The following is a 20,764-nucleotide window of genomic DNA, read 5'->3' as shown; positions in this document are numbered from 1 at the left end:
GGTAAGATTCTATATGTTATGCTGGTTAAAGCTTGCGATTATTAACGCTTATACCGATTAAAAAAGGGCTTTAAGCGGTCAGGTCATGACGATAGCATTTTTTGCTACAATGTTGCTATGATAATTTATACCCTGTCCAGATAAGCTATTGTTCAGCACTTGCTCAAACTATAAAAACATCAATAGCTTTGTAGGGCTGCTAAGCGCTTAATCATGTAAGACCCATGCAAAACCTATGCATAAAAGTCGTGAGTAACAATAGGATAAAAGAGCAGATAAAAGGGAAACTCAATACAGCTTAAAATCGGGAAGAATACTATGAATGAGATAAGAAATAACGGACAACTAACCGTTGCTGCTGTGCAGATCAACAGCCAGCAAAATATCGAAGACAATTTAGCAGATATAAAAGCCGCCATTATCGATGCACATGCACAAGGCACTCAGTTGGTAGTGCTACCAGAAAACTGCTGTAGCATGGGTCGACAGTTTGCCACTGCTGAGCGTTTTGATGAGCTATCCGACACGATAGCTGACTATGCGCGTACTTATGGCATCTATGTACTTGCAGGCTCACTGCCCTGCCCTTACCGCCCTGATGGCGTCATTGTACCCGATGGTAGATTGCGCCAAGTCAGTCAGCTGTTTGCCCCCGATGGTACGCGAGTAGCGCGCTACGATAAGATTCACCTGTTTACTGCGACTGTCGCCGATAAGCAAGGCAGCTATAATGAAGCGGCGACCTTTGAGCCCGGCACCCAAACAGTCGTTACGACACTCGAAGCAAATGATGGTATTTATCAGCTCGGTATGATGGTTTGCTTTGATTTACGCTTTCCAGCATTGGCGCAGCGGCTACGGCAAGCGGGCGCGGATTTGCTAAGCGCGCCATCAGCCTTTACTTATTTGACGGGGCAGGCGCACTGGTCGCTGTTACTACGCGCGCGGGCGTTAGACAGTCAGTGTATGGTGATTGGCGCAGCACAAGGCGGCGAGCATGCTTATAAGGATGGCAGTAGCCGTCAGACATGGGGACATAGCACGATTACCGCTTATGATGGCACGATTATCAACAGCTATGAGGATAGTGACTTGAAAGACCCTGCTAATAAAAATTATGCTTTGGTATTAGCAAACTTAGATAAAAAATTACAAATCCAAGGACGACAAAAGATGCCTATCTTTGACTGCCATCGTTTGGCATAGATGTAGGTTTAAATGATTAAAAATGAAACTGGCACTAGATCTGTAACTGCAAATTAAGTAGCTTCAACTTAAGTAATATCGCTGTCACTGTTATTTTGCGCATGAGTGGCGCGCGGATGGGCGCGGTCATAGACTTGGGTGAGTTTAGCAAAATCAACATGAGTATAAATTTGCGTGGTGCTGATATCACTATGACCAAGCATTTCTTGTACCGCGCGCAAATCGCCACTACCAGATAACATATGCGACGCAAAGCAGTGGCGTAATAAATGAGGATACATATTTTGCGCAATGCCCGCACGTGTAGCCGCAACCTTGAGACGTTGCTGTACTGCCCGTGTAGACAATCGTGTGCCTAATTTCTCACTGATAAACAAGGCGCTATCCATCTGCTCTACCCACAGATTTCGGTGCGGCAGATAACGTTTAATCGCCTCGGCAGCTTTGATACCTAAGGGCACCAAGCGCGTTTTATTGCCTTTACCCGTCACGCGCACACGCAGGTCAGCCAAGTCGATATCTGCCATATCGAGCGCCACCAATTCACCGACACGCAGACCGCTGCTATAAAGCAGTTCAAACATCGCCTTATCACGCAACCACAAGCGTGCTTGTTCGGGCGTATCAGGTATCTCTTGGTCAAGCAATTGCGTTAATAAATCCACATCGGCAATAGACGGCAGCGGTCTAGGACTGCGCTTAAGCTGATAGCCAGTGGTTGGGTTAATACGTGCTAAATCTTCTTCTATCAGCCAGCCATAAAAATGACGGATAGCCGATAGCTCTTGCTGGACGCTGGCAAGTGCCAGCTTGTCTTCATCTAGGCGCTGGCTGATATGCTGGGCTAATTGGCGCTTATCACAGCGCGTCCACGTCAGACGTTTGCCGCGTAAAAATAGCGCCAACTGGTTTAAGCCCGCAAAATAAGCCACCAGCGTATGTTCTGAATGGTTACGCACTGACAGCGTATTGAGCCAACGATGTACCGGTGCTAACAGTTCACGTAGCGCGGCATCCGACTCTATAGCAGCAGCATGCTCAACTGATAGCCACGCTTTCGACTCAGAATCTGAGCTAGGCTCTGTCGTCTGACGGTTTTTATTGAACATAGCCTTCTTAGAGATGACCATAACATTTACCTAGCAGCAAACCTACACCGCTTGTCATTGTTCATTAACCTATTATCCATTAACCTTCTGGAGTAGGTTTGATGCCGGCTTGTGCCATCAGACCATCTGGGCTAAAGACGCCTTCGTAGACGAACGCCGTTGGGCCGGTCATCATCACTGAATAACCCGGCTGCCATTTGATAATCATGCTGCCGCCATAAAGCTGGGCGCGTACGTCTTCGCCTTCATCGAGCCAGCCTTCACGGATACCGACCGCCACTGCGGCACAGGCGCCCGTACCACAAGCTTGCGTCTCACCAACACCGCGCTCATAGACACGCAAGCGAATATGGCGCTGGTTCATCACTTGCATGAAGCCGACATTGACGCGCTCTGGAAAGGCAGGATGTGATTCGATAGCTTTGCCCAAGGTTGCAACGTCGGCATCGAGCACGTCATCAACTTTGATAACCGCATGTGGGTTGCCCATATTGGCAACATACAGCTGCACTGGCGTGCCATTGACGTCTAAATGATAGGCGTTTTGGATTTTGGTCGTCGCTCTTGGGGTAAAGGGAATCTCGCTTGGCTCAAACTTTGGTTTACCCATATCGACTTCAACCCAGCCATAACGGTCTGTCGTCAGCGAAATAATGCCGCTTGCCGTCTCAACCCGCAGGCGCTGTTTAAATGACAGCTTACGCGCTTGCACAAAACGGGCAAAACAGCGCGCGCCATTACCACACTGCTCGACCTCTGTGCCATCGGTATTAAAAATGCGATAACTAAAATCAACGTCAGGACGCATCGGCGGCTCAACAACGAGCAATTGATCAAAGCCAATGCCCAAATGACGATCGCCCAACAGTTGCACCAAATCCTTGGTTAACTCTAAGCGCTGGGTCACCAAATCGATGACCATAAAGTCATTACCCAGCCCATGCATCTTTGTAAATTCTATTAGCATATCCTTGTTATCCTATCCTATTTTTATGTATGCCTTATATTAGCACGCTGTCAGATACAATCATAATTATCACCGCTATCAAACGCTAAGTTAGTGCTCTACAACCGAACAAATATTTTTAATTAGACTTTGAATTAAAGCAGGCCATAAAAAACCCATTGTCGTTATAACAATGGGTCATTTTTAATTATTAAGCTTTAACCATTAAGCTTTAATCATTAAGCTTTAATCATTAAGCTTTAATCATAAAACTTTAATTATTAAACATCGCGGCGTTTTTAATAGGCTACTTATCTTGCCACAACATTTCATCAGCATATAACGCTTCAAGCGTTTCACGCTTCCGAATCAATTGATGATTATCATCGGCTACCATCACCTCGCTGGCACGACCGCGCGAGTTGTAATTGCTACTCATGGTAAAGCCGTACGCGCCAGCACCCGTTATCGCTAAGATATCGCCTGTTGCTAATGACAACAAACGGTCTTTTGCTAAAAAGTCACCGGTTTCACAAATCGCACCAACAATATCCCACGGTTGTGTGCCATCAGTATCGATGCCTTTGTTGGGCAGAACACTTGGAATCACCGCCATTTCAGCTTGATATAAAGCAGGGCGAATTAAATCATTCATTGCCGCATCGACAATAGCAAAGTTCTTATGCTCAGTTGGTTTTAACACATCAACCTTAGTTAAGAGCACGCCAGCATTGGCCACGATACTACGACCCGGCTCAAAGAATACCGTTAAACCAAGCTCACTAAGTTTTGGTAATAACGCTTGGGCAAATTCATCGATAGATACGGGCGTCTCATCGATATAACGCACGCCTAGACCGCCGCCCAAATCAATATGACGCAGCGCAATACCTTTATCACGCAGGCTATGTATCAGCTCAATGACTTTATCTAAAGCTGCTACAAATGGCGCAACTTCCGTCAATTGCGAGCCAATATGACAATCGATACCGACGATATCGATATGCGATAATTGCGCCGCTTGCTCATAGACAGCGACGGCATTTTCATGGTCAATACCAAACTTATTGTCTTTTAACCCTGTTGAAATATACGGATGGGTCTTGGCATCGACATTTGGATTGACCCGTAGCGAGATTGGTGCCGATTTATCCAACTGCTTTGCGACGTCATTGATTAAAGTCAGCTCGCTAATCGACTCGACGTTAAAGCAGCCAATGCCTTGGGTCAGTGCATATTCGATATCGCTATAGGTTTTGCCAACGCCTGAGAATACCACGCGCGCAGCCTCGCCGCCTGCCGCCAATACGCGCATGAGCTCACCACGTGAAACGATATCAAACCCTGCTCCTGCTTGCGCTAAGATACCCAATACCGCCAAATTGGAGTTGGCCTTTACCGCATAACAAATCTGATGCGGTAGACTGGCAAAGCTGGTCGTATAAGCTTGATAAACATTTAAAATGGCTTGTTTTGAGTATACATAGCACGGCGTGCCATAGTTTTTAACTAATTCATCAATATTAACCTGCTCCATATACAAGGCACCGCCTCGATAATCGAGCGCAGGCAAATGGGCGGTTAGGGCTTCAGGATGCACATACAATCCCTGCTCGGTTTGGGTAGTGACTGACTGACTCATATAAATATCTCTAATATAATCAATGTATTAAGATTTTAAGGCATTAAGGCATAAAGGTGAATAGCTTGCCGAATACGCTAAAAATCGTTTGAGCGTTTGCATTGTAATAAGCAATAATCAATGATTAATAATCGTTGGGATCGGTGCTTGGTTTAGGCAGTTGGAAACTGTCTGCGTTTTGCTGGTTATTTTGATTGTCGTCAATTTTAGCAAAGGCGGCATCTTGCGGATGACTGCTGCTATCAAGCACCGGACTATTAGTCTCAACTGTTTGGGTGCTAGATTCTACTAGATACAAATCGCCTTTTTGCCCGCAGCCTGTCAATACTGTAGAACCTATCACCAGAGTAGCTGCGATAAGCTTATAAGTAGCAGGGCGACTGGCGCTAACACTTGGAACATTTTTTGAAAAAGCGCTTGCATCAGCGCTTTTAATCTTAGAGGTGCGGCGTATAGTAAACATAGAATGGCTAACCTGTAATCTTGCAACAGTTTGGTTTGGATAGAATAAGAATGAAAATAACTATCCATAAAAAACAACCAAGGCTGCAATAGGGAAATAGGACAATTTTTTAATCATAGCATTATTCGTTAAAGCTGTGCGCCTACCACCTCTGTTTGAGCCACAAATTTATGCAAATAAATGATGAACGTATGAATATATGGCTTTGATAGAGAGGTAATACAGCATTAATAAAGCATCAATCTATTAACCCAGAAAAATTTACTTACAATTTTTATAGAGTGTATTTTTGTCTCATTATAGCTGATAAACACTCGCGGCCTTCGGTGTACACTTGTATCAAGCACTTATGAGATTGCTGATTAAAGCCTTATAGTTATCGTGGTATACGCGCAAAAATATGGTACATTATACTTAACCCTTGTGGCTGTGACGAGGCGCTAGCATGCGTCCTATTAACCTTTAAAAGTACGAAAACCTAAGTTTTGCAAGACCAGATTTCTAAAAACTGGCTTCTAAAAACAGATAGATGCAAACCTTTAACGTCCTTTAAAGCAGTCCCAGCCCAAGAACAATAAAAATCAGCGATGTCATTGTTTACGTATGTCAGCTGTTCGGCGTACGCCAGCAAGGATATGGCTGGTTTTTGTTTATACAACCGGTGATAATCGATGACGATTCACCACTTACAAAATATAATCTAAGGATAGAGTATGAGTGCCAGCCTAACCACGACTTTTGATGACAAAAATACTGAAACATCAAACCTGACCAACCCCACCTTAGTCCTCAACTGCGGTTCCTCTTCTATCAAATACGCACTAATCAGCGAAGACAATTCTACTCGCATCACAGGTTTGGCTGAGAACTTAGGCCTCGACACCGCCCGTATCAAACACACGACGTTAAATGGTGAAAAACTAGAAATCGCCATTGCTGGTGGTCGTCACGAACTTGCCTTAAAAAGAATCCTTGAGCTCTTAGAGCAGTATCACTTTATCGCGGTCGGTCATCGCGTGGTACACGGCGGTCGTGAATATTCAGAAGCGGTGCGCGTTAATCAGCATGTGCTAGAAGAAGTGAAACGTCTAAAGGTGTTGGCACCCTTACATAACCCTGCTAATGCTTTGGGTATCGAAGCGGTACAGGCCATTTATCCTGAGATTCCACAAGTGGTGGTCTTTGATACTGCTTTCCATCAAACCATGCCTCCTGTTGCCTTCCGTTATCCACTACCAAAAGCCTTTTATGACGAACATAAAATCCGCCGTTATGGCTTCCATGGTACCTCGCACGCCTATGTATCAGAGCGTGCCAGCGAAATTACTAGCGCCAAAGGCCCGCACGGTTGGTTAACGGCGCATTTAGGCAATGGCTGCTCGGCAACGGCTGTTTACGATGGCAAAAGTCTTGATACCAGTATGGGTCTGACCCCGCTTGAAGGGCTAATGATGGGCACGCGCAGCGGTGATGTGGATCCAAGCTTACATATTCATCTTAAACGCCAACTCGGTATGAGCTTAGAAGAAATTGATAAAGTACTTAATAACGAAAGTGGTCTGCTCGGTATCTCAGGCTTATCAAATGACTTGCGTACTATTGAGCAAGCCGCCAACGAAGGTCATCAAGACGCTAAGCTTGCTATTGAGATGTTCTGCTACCGTGTCGCCAAATACCTTGCTAGCTTAAGCTGTGCCCTACCTAACTTTACGGGTATTGTCTTTACCGGTGGTATTGGCGAAAACTCGGTCACCACGCGTACGCGTATCTTAGAGATGATGCCGCATTTTGGTATCAAAATAGATGCCGCTAAAAACGCCAGCTTGGTCGGTGGTCGCGAAGGCAGTTTCCAAGCCGACGATAGCAGCATTGAGCTGTGGGTAGTACCGACCGATGAAGAATGCCGTATCGCTCAAGAAACGCGTCAAGCCTTGGGTTTACAGTAAGATTGGTAGCAACGTATAAAGAGTAGTACCACCTCGTTAAAAATATAATAAACAGTAGGATATATTATGCAAACTATTTTACTTGTGCCCATCAGCCGCGGTATCGGTGTGACGTCAGCGGCGTTAGGCTTGATTCGTGCTTTTGATTATAACGGCATTAAAGCGGGCTTTATGAAGCCGTTTTTGCAAGATGACACCCTCGATAAGCAAAACAGCTTGGACAGCTCAAGCGCTTTGGCCATGCACGCTTTTGGGCTTACGCCGCCAGCATCTATCAGCCGTCAACGGGTTGAGCGCATGATAGGTGACGACAATCTTGATGACTTGATGGAAGAAGTGGTCGTCAACTACCATACCCTTGGCGATGACTATGATGTGGTCATTTGTGAAGGACTGGTCTCGACCACTGAAACCTCTTATGCCGCCCAAATAAACCGTGCGATTGCCCATGCGCTCGATGCCAAGATTATTTTTGTCAGCACCGCTGATACCAGTAAGCCCGCCTATTTGGCCGATAAGCTCGATGTCCATGCCCGCGAATTTGGCGGTATGGCAAGCGACCGTACGCTTGGCTGTATCTTGATGCGTATGCATGATTTGCCAAACGTACAAAGCACCATGGAAAATCAAATAGTCGCACCGGGTGAAGCGGTTGTAAGCTTGGATGAAGGCTTTATGCAAGAAGTCCAACGCCTATCACCACACTTTAATACCGAGGAATTCCGTTTAATAGGAGTCGTACCATTTAGCGACTCATTATCTGTACCGCGGACGTGGGATATCGCCGCTGAGCTCGACGCCACTTGGCTCAATGTTGGTGAAGCAAAATCACGCCGTATTAACCGTATCAGCTTGACCGCGCGCTCGGTTGCGCGTGTCGATGAAGTATTTAAACGTGGCACGCTTATTGTCGTGCCCGGTGACCGTGATGATGTATTATTGGCAGCGGGATTGGCCTGCATCAACGGCATTCCACTGGCAGGCTTGGTATTAACCGGTGGCGTGGTACCAAGTCCAACGGTCGCTGAGCTATGGCAATCAGCGCTCAAAACTGGTATCCCTGTGATGAGTGTCGAAGATGACAGCTTTGAGACGGTACAAAGTCTATTACACATGAGCGCTGAGATTCCAAGCGATGATACGGAGCGCGCTGAAGAAGTCGCACGTTATGTTGCCGCGCATTTGGACTTGAGCTGGATTAAAGCCTACTTTAGCCAAAACCATGAGCCACGCCTGTCACCATCAGCTTTCCGTCATCAAGTGGTTAAAAAAGCGCAAAATGCCAAAAAACGCATCGTGCTACCAGAAGGCTCGGAACCACGTACGGTCGAAGCTGCTTGTATTTGCCAAAGCCGCGGTATTGCCAATTGTGTATTGCTTGCGAAGCGTAGCGACGTCGAACAAGTCGCTAAAAACCGTGACTTAGTCTTGCCAGAAGGGCTTGAGATTATCGATCCTGATAGCCTTGATATGGATAAATATATCGCTGCCGTGGTCGAGCGCCGTAAAGGTAAAACCAATGCCGAAGTCGCTGCTGAATACCTAAAAGATACGGTGTATTTGGGTACGACCATGCTACAGATGGATGAAGTTGATGGCTTGGTTTCTGGAGCAATACATACCACGGCAAATACCGTGCGCCCAGCGTTTCAGTTGATTAAAACGGCACCGGAATACTCACTCGTGTCGTCAGTATTCTTTATGCTGTTACCTGAGCAAGTGGTCGTTTATGGTGACTGTGCTATCAATCCTGACCCGAATGCCGAAGAGTTGGCCGAAATTGCTATTCAATCGGCGCAGTCTGCCGCTGCCTTTGGTATCAATCCAAAAGTCGCCATGATTAGTTACTCAACGGGCTCTTCAGGTACCGGCGCTGATGTCGAAAAAGTCATCCGTGCGACTGAAATCGTCCGCCAGCGTGCGCCGCACCTCGCTGTCGATGGACCTTTGCAGTATGATGCTGCCTCTGTCATGAGCGTTGGCAAGCAAAAAGCGCCTGACTCACCCGTCGCTGGACAAGCAAACGTCTTTATCTTCCCTGACCTAAATACCGGTAACACCACGTATAAAGCGGTACAACGTAGTGCCAATGTGGTCAGTGTTGGACCGATGTTGCAAGGCTTAAATAAGCCCGTTAATGACTTATCGCGCGGGGCATTAGTCGATGATATTATTTATACCATCGCCCTGACTGCTATCCAAGCACATAGCGATGCGATTTAATTGTCTTAAAAATTATCAGTAATCAGTTATCAGTAATCACTCTATATTTAACCGATTATCATTATGATGGTCGGTTTTTTTATGGCTGTTCAACGCTATAGTTAAGCATAATAAAATCGATAAGTGCGATAAGTGATTAGCCACATGCTATAGTCCATCTAAAATAAATTAACCTTAACTACCTTTTTATTTACTTTTTCACTCACTTATTTATGCCAAATACTGTTAAGCATCTCCCTATAACCAATACTGCCCCAGCCATTCGCGCTTATTTGGGTGGCTCATTTGATCCTGTGCATAACGGGCATCTACAACTGGCGATGTACGTTTATCAAAGTTTACTGCCAATAGCTAAGCAGCAACAGCGCGAGCTACAGGTGTCATTATTACCCAATGCGCGCTCGCCCTTTAAAGAAGACAGCACCAACCCTGAGCACCGATTGGCGATGTTAAAGCTGGCAACGCAAGAGTCGCCGCTACAAATTAACGAGCTTGAGCTCTGGCAAGCGCCGCCCGTTTATACCATCGATAGCGTACAGACCTTACGTGCGCGCTACCCTAATGACAGTTTGATATTTATCATGGGGATGGACAGCGCGCGCAGTTTGGATAAATGGAAACATGGTTTAGCACTGACTGATTATGTCAATCTATGGGTGTTTAATCGTGAGGAAAACCCTGAGTTGAATAAAAAACTCCTTGAGACTGATTGGCAAACTCCCTTAAAGTCGCAACTTCCTATGCCGCTGCAACCTTTAACCGTCGATTCAATCACTGAATTATTAATACATAATATTCAACCTTTAACGGGTAGCAGTGTATTGAAAAACACTTACCAAGGTCGCATTTATATAGACCCACGCCCTGTGGCAGCGATATCGAGCACGCAAGTAAGGCGGCAATTGCAGCAACAACTTTACCAACCACTGCCGCAAGCGCCTCAATCGCTAAATATAAAACATGCTGCCGAAACGCAAATCGCATCTTTACAGCCAATAAATGCTATCATTAGCGAGACTGCACCCAATTCATTCGCTAAATGGCTAAATCCTGCTGTTTATCAATATATTATTACCCATCAGCTATATTCTGCTGCCCAATTCCGTTAAAATCGCCTTATACTTTTAATTTTGCCCACTTTGTCCATTTTGTCTCAAAAAACGTCTGCCTATCTACCTATATGTTGAGGGGCACGTTAGAGAAGGCATTGTGACGATTTACCATTTTATTTTTAATATTGACGATTCAAGAGATTACAATTTATGACTAACACCATGACTGACGAACGCTTACAAGAGTGCTTAACCCTTGTCCAAAGCGCTCTAGAAGATATGAAAGCGAAAAACATCACCGTAATGAATGTAGAAAGTTTAACTGACGTGATGGAGCGTATCGTCATCGCTGACGGTACCTCTAAGCGCCATGTACGCGCCATGGCTGACAGTGTCGGCGCTGAAGCTAAGCAAGCGGGTTTTATGCCACTTGGCCGTGAAGGCGGTATTGATTCTGACTGGACCCTAATCGATTTGGGTGCCGTTGTCGTACATATGATGACGCCACAAGCCCGTGATTTCTATGACCTAGAAGGCCTATGGTCGTCGCCTGAGCAATTGGCTGAGCTGGTCGCTGTGCCACGTGAAAAGAAAACCGTTGGTCGCCGCAATAAAAACAAATAAGATTATCCACTGCGATAATTTTTTAATACTGAAAAAGCACAAGCAAAAAGACCAGATGAATACTCTGGTCTTTTTTTGTTTAAAAATTAGTACTCATACATCTTAAGCTGCTGATAAACTTTAAAATGCTGCAACCGTATAATCAGCCGCCTGATTAGGCTAAGATAATACGCATCATTAACATCATTAAAATCACTAATGAGTTAGCCACTCGCCTAATAAATCCCTATCGATTAGGATAATCCATGAGCATAGAGCAAATAGCATCTTCTAGCCAAAAAAATAGCGCTGATTTCAATCAACCCTTACCGCTACATATCGCCAATCTAATCTGCGTCCGTGCTGGCAAAGCCATGCCATTCGCCCGTGAACAGATGAGCGCGATTGATAAAGCACCCATCAAAGCGCCTGTTGCGGTCAATTTTATGGGTCTCACCACCGATGAACAAGCCGACCGACGCCATCATGGCGGCCCGCTAAAAGCCGTGCATCAACTAGCGGTGGCGACTTACGATAAGATTAACGCTGAGTTTGTTTTAAAGGTACGCGTTGGCACATTAGGTGAGAACTTAACGACCGAAGCGGTCACTGGTCTGCTAGAAATGACGGAAGCCACGGTTTGTATTGGTGACGTTTTTCAGTATGGTCAAGATGAAATCATTGATAGGAATGGTGGCGACAGCGTGCAATTACGTATCGTGCAACCGCGCCGCCCCTGCTACAAAATCAATGACCAAATCGGACAGTTTAGTAAAGTGCCCAATATCGCCTTTTGGGTGACTAAGCAAGGTATCGCTGGCTGGTATTTTGAGGTCGTACGTGACGGTATGATTAGCTCTGATTTGCCGGTTTATTTAATTGAGCGTCCCTATCCTTTTGCGACACTTGAGAAACTGTGGCGACTGGCTAATTCAAAAGAGAAATTTGACGCCGAGGTTATCGAGCCGTGGCTTGCGATTGAATGTTTGGAGGACAGTTGGAAAACGGTTTTAGCGAAGAAAATGCGCAAGGATTAAAAAGCTTTAAAAATATCTCAATCTTATCTACCTACTACCAATATAAAATAAAGGTAAGCATCATCGCCTATCCTTATTCATACAGAGCATTTCATGGCAAAAAATATCTTTTTAGCATTAGCATGTGCCTTAACGCTACCCCTAATTGGCTGCGCTACGACTAATAACACCCAAATAGCGACCAGCGAGCCTTTCGTTATTGATAGCGAGACTTACCAAGCCACTGGTAAAAGTGAGCGTATTAAAACCATTATTTTGCATTATACGGTGAGCAATAATGCCCGCGCTATTAAGCTTTTGACCACCGGTAACGTCAGCGCCCACTATCTGATTTTAGACCATGATGACAACAAAATTTATAACTTAGTGCCCGAGGGCGAACGCGCTTGGCATGCTGGCGCGGGCGGTTTTGCCGGTAGAACGATACTCAACGATACCTCTATCGGCATCGAGATTGTCAATGCAGGCATTAAGCCTGAATATCGAGATGCCTTAAAAAACGGCGCGCTCGACTATCATCCTTATGAGCACTATGTCGACTTTGATGAATTGCAGATTAAAAAAGTGGCGCAGCTGGTGCAAGACTTGGCAAAAAGATATAATATCCCAGCAAAGAATATCATCGGTCATGCCGATATGGCACCGTCGCGTAAAATCGACCCCGGTGCAAAATTTCCTTGGCAGCGACTGTATTTCGATTACGGCATTGGCGCTTGGTATGATGACTTTGATAAGCAATTCTTTATGAATCAAGACGCGTTTGCAGCGGCAACGATACCCGAGATTAAGCAAGCATTTCGCGATTACGGTTATCAAATCAATGACACAGACGCGTGGGATAAAGCCAGTCGCAATGTCGTGTATGCCTTTCAATTGCATTTCAGACCGCAGCAGCCAACGGGCGAGCTGGATTTAGAAACTTATGCTATTTTAAAGGCACTCAATAAGAAGTATGCTGGTCGTGATGACTTTTATTAATGGATAAAAAATATTAGGAGACATAAGCCATGAGTAACTCACAATACAACGAGCAAAATGAGCAAGACGAGCTTCAGAAATATCTAGAAGAAAAAGCCAAACAAGCGCAAGAAAAAGAGCAGGAAGCTGAGCCTCTCTCTGCGTATGAGGCTTGTGTACTAAAAGAGAGTGCGAAGATTCATGATTTAATAGCTGATGCTCAGAAGAAGCATAAAAAAAGTTCAGAAAATGAGTAAGCATGTGGGGTGGGTTATTTTCTAAATTTCCGTAAGGAATGTTAGGAAAATCAACCCACCATCTATATATGCGGCGGCTTTTATAGCTTGATACAAATTACGCTACTTTTAATCCGCATCACTATTATTAGTCTCATCTAAAGCTGTAATAGCAGGATTAAAGTACGCATTAATAAGATATCTAATTTGTGCCTCACTAACTTTACCTTTTCTAGATTCGACTTCATTCTCTAATAAACTCACTACTTCTCTTAACCAACCTAATTCTGGTAAAAAAACCTCAATGCTTGGCGTTTTCTTGTATCTAGATGAAATTACTAATGCAATATTTCTTCTCGCATAGGGTTCGGTTTCAATAAAAGCTCTTACAAAATTATTTGGTTTTATATACTTTAAAATTGGTTCTTTTTGGTAAATAGTTACTGAGCCAGTATAATATATTTTTTTATGGAAACTATCCGCATCATTTTTTATATCTTCTAGTAATTCCTTTCCAATTTCCGGTAAGTTATTTAAAACCTGTTTCTTAGATACTTCAGTTATGTGTTCTAATAACTTGATGAAGTAAGCATCCTTGCTATTACGAAATTCTAAACCAAATGTCTGAGTATCATCATAAATATCCACATAATCAAAATGCGGTATTTCTTTTCCTTCTGTAATTAAATTATCTATATTGTTTTTAGCTATTTCGAAAATTTCTTCTTTGGTCATGTCTAGAAGACCTAGCTCTACAAGCTCTAAAAACAAGCCAGTCACGTGCTTTATCTCACCTAACTCTTCATACTGCTTATTATGGAAACGTTCCTGCACTATAGTTAATAGACTATCAAAATCATTATCTGCAATATACATAAAATGCCACAACTTCATCCAATCTGACTGATTGTCACTATGAAAATAACGTGAGCTTTTCAAGGATTCTTCTATCTTAGCTTTATCGATCAACCCCTTATCAAACATATCAATCCATACAGCTTTTTCCAACAACATATCAAAAGGATCGAAAGCAGGATATTTTTCTTTAACCTTTCTGTAAGGGCTATCAATTACTCCTTCTTTCATTCCGTTATTACTACTTCTGTTCATTAACTCAGTTAAATATGACTGATTAAAGTTATTAATATCATCAGGCAACATCTCTCCACTTTTTATTTCAAAAGAAAGTACTAAATATATAGATAATAATTGTTCAATAATGCCTTCTTTATCTTTAATTTCATCAGATAAGAACTCTATTAATCTGGAAAAATCCATCAATGCTTGTCTTAGGTGCCTTAAGTTTAAATAAGCAGAGCGTCGATAATAATCTTTAATTAACTCTATATTCCTATTGAATAAATCTTGCGTAGAGCCACTCTCTACTTCCTTAATGAAATTACTAATTGCTAATTCAAGGCGAGGCTGAATCTCGAAGGTTTTACCAATAAGTTTTTCTTTTATACGTTTATAACTAACTTCAGCTTTTTCCTCTTTACTACCTAGCTCATCTTCATTGGCTATAATCACCACCTTATAACCTTGATGCTCAACGAAATAGTTTATATAGCCTAATAGGTTCTCTAGATCCATTGAAGCTCTCTCTAAATCATCGAATACTAATATTAAACCTTCTGTATTAGATAAATAATCTGGCAAATTGATATCTGGTACTTGAGACGATACACTAGCATCACTTTTACCATCACCGTTCAGATCAATCTTCAATGCAGTTTTAAGAAGTCCTTTTCCAATTTTTCCTGCTAAAGCCATACCTTTAGAAGATAAAACAGGATGAAGCTGTCTAAAAAACTCATTTTCTATTTCTTCGAAACTGGCAACACCATATAAACTCACATATAAATGTGTTTTGACTCGATAATCAGGATTATGCAAACTTGTCATTGTTTCTTTTAAGAACCAAGTTTTACCAACACCCCACTTACCCTTTAACAAAACAGCATACTGCGGTGGGCTGGATAACTTAAAGTAATATTTTAAAAACTCTTCAATGTGCTCGTTTGGATTACTCATACAACTCCCTTTTTATTTTTCTAAAATTTAGTTATAGATATTGAGTCTAGCAATATAACGGATATCACCGCTAGTACAGACTGGCAGATACAAGCGGAAGGCGGGATTAGCTCCCCTACTTCTTAAAACTCAAATCCCAAACACAAAAAAGGTGAGCCGAAGCCCACCTTTTTTTATGTCTAAAGTTAACTCAAACTATCTTAACGCAACCAAGCACGGGCGTTACGGAACATACGCATCCACGCGCCGTCCTCGTCCCACTCTTCTGGCTTCCAGCTATGATTGTAGGCACGTAGCGTACGCTCAGGGTGCGGCATCATGATAGTGACGCGACCGTCGGTGCTACACAGACCTGTGACACCGCCGAGCGAACCGTTTGGATTAAGCGGATAAGTCTCGGTTGGATGACCTTGGCTATCGACGAAGCGCATGGCGAGCTGACCGTGTTTTGCCATACCGTCGATCTCGGTGTTGTCCAGCGTGGCATAGCCTTCACCGTGCGCGACAGCGATTGGTAAGATACTGTCTTGCATGCCTTTAAACAAGATAGACTTGGTACGCTCGACTTTGACGTTGACCGTACGCGCTTCAAAGCGGGCTGACTTATTGGCGATAAAGCGTGGGAAGTTTTCCGCACCTGGGATGAGGTCTTTCAATTGAGCCATCATCTGACAACCGTTACAGACACCGAGTGAGAAGGTATCAGGGCGGGCAAAGAAACGCACAAACTGCATGCGCAACTCATCATGGAACAAGATAGAGTTTGCCCAGCCAGAGCCTGCGCCCAGTACATCACCGTAGCTAAAGCCACCACAAGCGACTAAACCGTCGAAGTCACGTAGATTGATGCGACCTTCTAGCAGGTCGCTCATGTGGACATCGACCGCTTCAAAGCCAGCTTGGGTAAAGCCTGCTGCCATTTCTGACTGACCATTGACGCCTTGCTCACGCAGGATTGCAACTCTTGGCTTAGTGTCACGGCTGTTTAAGTATGGTTCTTCAACCTTTTGATTGAGGTCAAAGTTTGGCGCGGCGATAAGACCTTGATGGCTAGCATCGCTAATCAAGTCATACTCTTGCTGGACGCAAGCTGGGTTGTCACGGCGACGCGCGATTTGATAGCTGACCTGACTCCATTCTTGTTGCAGCTCAGAACGCTTAAATCGTAAGGTGTCGTCACCCATGAGCGTTGGTGTTTGGATGATTAAGCTGTCTTCTTCCGAGCTTTGACCGACGAGGCTGAGCATATCACTGACGTTAAACTCTTCTGCCAATTGCATTAAAGCGGCAACGTTTTCTGGTAAGACTTGAATCACTGCGCCTAGCTCTTCACTGAACAGCTGACCGAGCAAGTTATCATCAGTCAATGACAGCTTGATACCTTGGCGGCTGGTGAACTGCATCTCTGCGATGGTCGCAAGCAAACCACCATCACCGATATCGTGATAAGCACTAATGACGCCTTGCGCATTACCCGCTTGGATAAAGTTAAAGAAGTCGATCAAGTCGCTTGGCTGTGCTAAATCTGGGCAGTCGTTACCTAATTGGCTAAGTGTTTGCGCAAGGATTGAACCGCCTAGACGCAATTGACCTTTTGATAAGTCGATACGGTAGAAGGCGCTATCACCATTGATAAGCTCAGGCGTTAGGGTTTTTGCCACGTCAATAACAGGCGCAAAAGCAGTAATAACTAAGCTCATTGGCGAAACGACTGATTTATCTGTGCTGCCGTTATCATCTTCATCTGTCCAGTTAGCGCGCATCGATAGCGAGTCTTTACCGACTGGAATAGCGATACCGAGTGCTGGACATAGTTCTTCACCAACCGTATAGACGGCGTCAAATAGTGCAGCGTCTTCTACGTCTTCGCCACAAGCTGCCATCCAGTTCGCTGACATAGTGATATCAGATAGCTGAGTAATACGTGCGCCTGCGATATTGGTAATCGCCTCACCAACCGCCAATCGTGCAGAGGCTTTTGGATTAATCAACGCAACAGGCGTACGTTCGCCAACACTCATCGCCTCACCACTCATTGGCTGACCATCTAACGCAATCAGGCCTGAAGCCGTAACAGCGCAATCTGATACGGGCACTTGATAGCGACCGACATACTGATCGCGTACGACCATACCCGTGATAGAGCGGTCACCAATGCTAATTAAGAACGACTTGCTGGCAACGGTTGGATGACGTAGCACGTCTTTTATTGATTCAGCTAGATTGACTTCGCCAAGCTCTAATGCTGGCAAAGTAGTTTCTTGACGGCTAAAGCTACGCTGCATTTGCGGTGTACCACCAAGCAATACTTGCATTGGCATATCGACTGGCTGCTCAGATAGCAATTCATCATTAACGACCAGCTGACGGATTTCCGTGGCTTCACCCAAGATGGCATACGGGCAGCGCTCACGGGCACAGATGGCATCAAATTGATCTTTGCTCTCTGGGCGAATCGCAAGGACATAACGCTCTTGTGCTTCGTTTGACCAGATAGCCATCGGTGACATGCCCGCTTCTAACGATGGAATTTTCCGTAGATTGAGCACCGCGCCCATTTCATGGTCATTGACCAATTCTGGCATGGCATTCGATAATCCGCCTGCTCCAACATCATGTAGCGAGACGATTGGGTTGCCATCTTTGCTGTTATTGCTTGCGTCAATATCGTTGCCAGCTAAGGCCCAGCAGCGATCGATAACTTCCTGACAGCGACGCTCCATCTCAGCGTTATCACGCTGTACAGAAGCAAAGTCCAGGCCTTCATCGAGTGAACCACTATCGACCGAAGATGCTGCACCGCCACCAAGACCGATTTGCATCGCAGGACCACCAAGGACGATTAATAAATCACCTTGTTGAATGGCATTTTTTTCAATCAGATTGCGTTTGATATTACCGTAACCACCTGCCAGCATGATTGGCTTATGATAGCCGCGCATTTGGCTGCCGTCTTTTGCCGCTGACGTATCCAATTGGAAGCTACGAAAATAACCGCATAGGTTTGGACGACCAAACTCATTTGAGAAATTGGCTGAGCCTAATGGCGCTTCGGTCATAATTTCAAGACTGGTTGCCATACGATCTGGCGTACCATAATCCTGTGTACTTAGTTGACCTGACTGCTCCCATTTTTCCGCAAGCTCTGGGATATGTAAATGTGACACATGAAAGCCCGTTAAACCGGCTTTTGGTTTACCGCCACGACCGGTTGCGCCTTCATCACGAATCTCACCGCCCGCGCCCGTCGCTGCACCGGCATAAGGAGCAATCGCCGTTGGATGGTTATGGGTTTCGACTTTCATTAAGATGTCGATTTCTTCTTGATGGAAATCGTAAGGATGCGCTGAATTGGCATCCATTGCATCAGTAGGTACTGGGTAAAAACGTAAGCCTTCAGAACCTGCCATTACCGCAGCATTGTCTTTATAAGCAGACAAAATGCCTTGAGGATTGGCTTTATAAGTATTCTTAATCATTTGGAACAGGGATTTTGGCTGTACCGCGCCATCGACTGTCCATTCGGCGTTAAAGATTTTATGACGGCAATGCTCTGAGTTTGCTTGGGCAAACATCATGAGCTCAACGTCGGTTGGATTGCGCTTTAGCTCATTGACATACGCATTCATCAAGTAATCAATATCTTCGCTCGATAGCGCAAAGCCAAATTCTGTATTGGCTGCTTCAAGCGCCGACTGACCTTGTCCAATCACATCGATATGATTAAGCGATGCCGGCTTTTCATCGTCAAACAATTTATTCACATCATTTAAATCATACACCAAGCTTTGGGTCATGCGGTCAAACAATAATTGCTCAGCGGCTTTAGGTAGCGTTGCACCCATTTCGCCGTCTGCTTTTCCATCAATGGTTAGCGTATAAACAATGACGCGCTCAACACGGTTAATCTCAATATCACAGTTATTAAAAATATCGGTCGCTTTACTTGCCCACGGCGAAATCGTACCAAAACGCGGGCCTACGATGACTTGTAATTGGTTGTTTTGTGGAGCGGCGAGTTGGGTGTCTGCCTTAACCCCAAATAGATCCAGCGCTTTTTTCTGCTCATCACCTTCAAGTGTCCGTGATAGCACATAAACTTGCTGAGTATGGATGTGGCTGACATTTAGCTCGGTTTTTTGCTGAAACTGACTGATGAGTTGCTGCGTCTGAAAATCGGTAAGAAACGGTTGTCCGGCGATGGTCATCATAAAGGCATAATCCGTAAGATCAAGGCATCTCTGCCATGCAAAGTAAATGGTCTGCGTATTATAACAAGAAGCCCCGTAATAAGCAGGTCAAAACCGAGATAAATTGCTGAAAAGCTCAGTGAGTAAGTCAGTTACTAAGCCATAAACCGTTATAAAATAGCGCTTAGCAGATAACTGTTCTGAGTTATTTTTAAACAGCCTTTTCAATTGCTTTATTAACTGCCCTTTTAAACTTCCCTATTAACCTACAGCTTTTACAAATAATTTTTCTCAACAGAAAGCCTTAATGAATGAAGTCCAGCGTCACAATTTTTACCCAATCCTTATAGTCCTTACAAACACTCACATCGCATTACTGGCAGCCTATATAAATCTCCTACGGGTAATCGTTATCCTAGATGGCAGTTGCTGGCGAGTTAAGCGCTTATCTATTTGCTTATTTAGCTAAAGCTTGACCGTTTAAACTAAAGATTCAATGAAACAAAAACGTAATCAATAACAATAATCCATTAACGAAAAATCAATCACTATAATGAAAAAGGATAATCACCATGAGTAACCAAGAGCATATCGCTAAAATTCAAGACGTTATTAAAGATGTAAAGTTCGCCATGATGAGTACCACCAATAAAAAAGGCGATATCCATGCTTGGCCGATGACTACTAATGAGGTCAATCTCGATAAGAAAGAAATTTGGTTTATCGGCGATAAATCCTCAGACGTCGTCAAAGATATTCAGGATGATGCAAGAATCGGTCTGACTTATGCCACCCAAGATGAAAAGAACTTCGTTTCTATTAGTGCTAACGCTGAATTGCCGACAGACAAAGCTAAATTGGATGAGCTCTGGTCACCGGTTTATAATGCCTTCTTTGAGCATGGTAAAGAAGATGAAAACGTACAATTGATTAAAATCGTGCCTCATGGTGCAGAATGCTGGCTTAGCGGCAGCACTGTGGTGAATATGTTTAAGATGGCAGCCGCAGCGGTACAAGATGGCAAAACTGCCGAAGATATGGGTGAAACCTTTTCAGTCTCTTTATAAACCCTATGACTATGCTTTAAGAAACTAAAGTATTAGAGCGTGTCTTCAATTCA

General features: G+C 44.2%; 15 protein-coding genes. 9 read left to right on the top strand and 6 right to left on the bottom strand.

Annotated elements, in window-relative coordinates:
* The first annotated feature begins 318 nt into the window (after positions 1-318).
* Positions 319-1,206 carry a nitrilase-related carbon-nitrogen hydrolase gene (locus B3Q63_RS01535; protein WP_296172981.1) on the top strand — a complete coding sequence of 296 codons (888 nt, stop codon included), beginning with the start codon at positions 319-321 and terminating at the stop codon, positions 1,204-1,206.
* 68 nt (positions 1,207-1,274) lie between these two features.
* On the opposite strand, the gene B3Q63_RS01530 is transcribed toward B3Q63_RS01535, so the two are convergent.
* The 4 genes from B3Q63_RS01530 to lptM all read right to left on the bottom strand — a co-directional run bounded on the left by B3Q63_RS01530 (position 1,275) and on the right by lptM (position 5,366).
* Positions 1,275-2,315, bottom strand: a complete 1,041-nt coding sequence (locus tag B3Q63_RS01530; protein ID WP_414706295.1) for a tyrosine recombinase XerC — start codon at positions 2,313-2,315, stop codon at positions 1,275-1,277.
* Between the two features lie 79 nt (positions 2,316-2,394).
* Entirely contained in the window at positions 2,395-3,282 is an 888-nt protein-coding gene (gene dapF, locus B3Q63_RS01525; protein WP_296172979.1) for a diaminopimelate epimerase, read from the bottom strand.
* Positions 3,283-3,568: 286 nt separating this feature from the next.
* The gene (gene lysA / locus B3Q63_RS01520; protein ID WP_296172977.1) at positions 3,569-4,903 is read right to left on the bottom strand and encodes a diaminopimelate decarboxylase; all 1,335 of its coding nucleotides are present in this window, start codon (positions 4,901-4,903) and stop codon (positions 3,569-3,571) included.
* 124 nt (positions 4,904-5,027) lie between these two features.
* Positions 5,028-5,366, bottom strand: coding sequence for an LPS translocon maturation chaperone LptM (gene lptM, locus B3Q63_RS01515; RefSeq protein WP_296172975.1), 339 nt, complete (start codon positions 5,364-5,366; stop codon positions 5,028-5,030).
* 713 nt (positions 5,367-6,079) lie between these two features.
* Here lptM and B3Q63_RS01510 point away from each other — a divergent pair.
* From B3Q63_RS01510 to B3Q63_RS01480, 7 genes are all read left to right on the top strand, one after another.
* Positions 6,080-7,312: an acetate/propionate family kinase gene (locus B3Q63_RS01510; RefSeq protein ID WP_296172973.1), complete on the top strand. Its 1,233-nt coding sequence runs from the start codon at positions 6,080-6,082 to the stop codon at positions 7,310-7,312.
* Between the two features lie 66 nt (positions 7,313-7,378).
* On the top strand, positions 7,379-9,535 hold the full coding sequence (pta, locus tag B3Q63_RS01505) for a phosphate acetyltransferase (RefSeq protein ID WP_296172971.1): 2,157 nt from the start codon (positions 7,379-7,381) through the stop codon (positions 9,533-9,535).
* Positions 9,536-9,747: 212 nt separating this feature from the next.
* Entirely contained in the window at positions 9,748-10,644 is an 897-nt protein-coding gene (locus B3Q63_RS01500) for a nicotinate-nicotinamide nucleotide adenylyltransferase (protein WP_296172969.1), read from the top strand.
* Positions 10,645-10,797: 153 nt separating this feature from the next.
* A complete protein-coding gene (rsfS, locus tag B3Q63_RS01495; protein ID WP_201564570.1) occupies positions 10,798-11,211 on the top strand; it encodes a ribosome silencing factor in 414 nt (137 codons plus the stop codon).
* Between the two features lie 245 nt (positions 11,212-11,456).
* Positions 11,457-12,227: an MOSC domain-containing protein gene (locus B3Q63_RS01490; RefSeq protein WP_296172966.1), complete on the top strand. Its 771-nt coding sequence runs from the start codon at positions 11,457-11,459 to the stop codon at positions 12,225-12,227.
* 93 nt (positions 12,228-12,320) lie between these two features.
* On the top strand, positions 12,321-13,205 hold the full coding sequence (locus B3Q63_RS01485) for an N-acetylmuramoyl-L-alanine amidase (protein WP_296172964.1): 885 nt from the start codon (positions 12,321-12,323) through the stop codon (positions 13,203-13,205).
* Positions 13,206-13,234: 29 nt separating this feature from the next.
* Positions 13,235-13,441, top strand: coding sequence for a hypothetical protein (locus B3Q63_RS01480; RefSeq protein ID WP_296172963.1), 207 nt, complete (start codon positions 13,235-13,237; stop codon positions 13,439-13,441).
* A 108-nt stretch (positions 13,442-13,549) separates the two neighbouring features.
* Here B3Q63_RS01480 and B3Q63_RS01475 read toward each other — a convergent pair whose 3' ends face one another.
* The gene (locus tag B3Q63_RS01475) at positions 13,550-15,454 is read right to left on the bottom strand and encodes a P-loop NTPase fold protein (protein ID WP_296172960.1); all 1,905 of its coding nucleotides are present in this window, start codon (positions 15,452-15,454) and stop codon (positions 13,550-13,552) included.
* A gap of 200 nt (positions 15,455-15,654) precedes the next feature.
* Entirely contained in the window at positions 15,655-19,665 is a 4,011-nt protein-coding gene (purL, locus tag B3Q63_RS01470) for a phosphoribosylformylglycinamidine synthase (protein WP_296172958.1), read from the bottom strand.
* A 551-nt stretch (positions 19,666-20,216) separates the two neighbouring features.
* Between purL and B3Q63_RS01465 the strand changes: the two genes are divergently transcribed.
* Positions 20,217-20,711 carry a pyridoxamine 5'-phosphate oxidase family protein gene (locus B3Q63_RS01465; RefSeq protein ID WP_201564553.1) on the top strand — a complete coding sequence of 165 codons (495 nt, stop codon included), beginning with the start codon at positions 20,217-20,219 and terminating at the stop codon, positions 20,709-20,711.
* Positions 20,712-20,764 lie beyond the last annotated feature (53 nt).

It is taken from the genome of Psychrobacter sp. UBA2769, assembly GCF_002352555.1.
GTDB classification, from domain to species: Bacteria; Pseudomonadota; Gammaproteobacteria; order Pseudomonadales; family Moraxellaceae; genus Psychrobacter; species Psychrobacter maritimus.
This window is presented reverse-complemented; position numbering and strand designations above follow the sequence as displayed.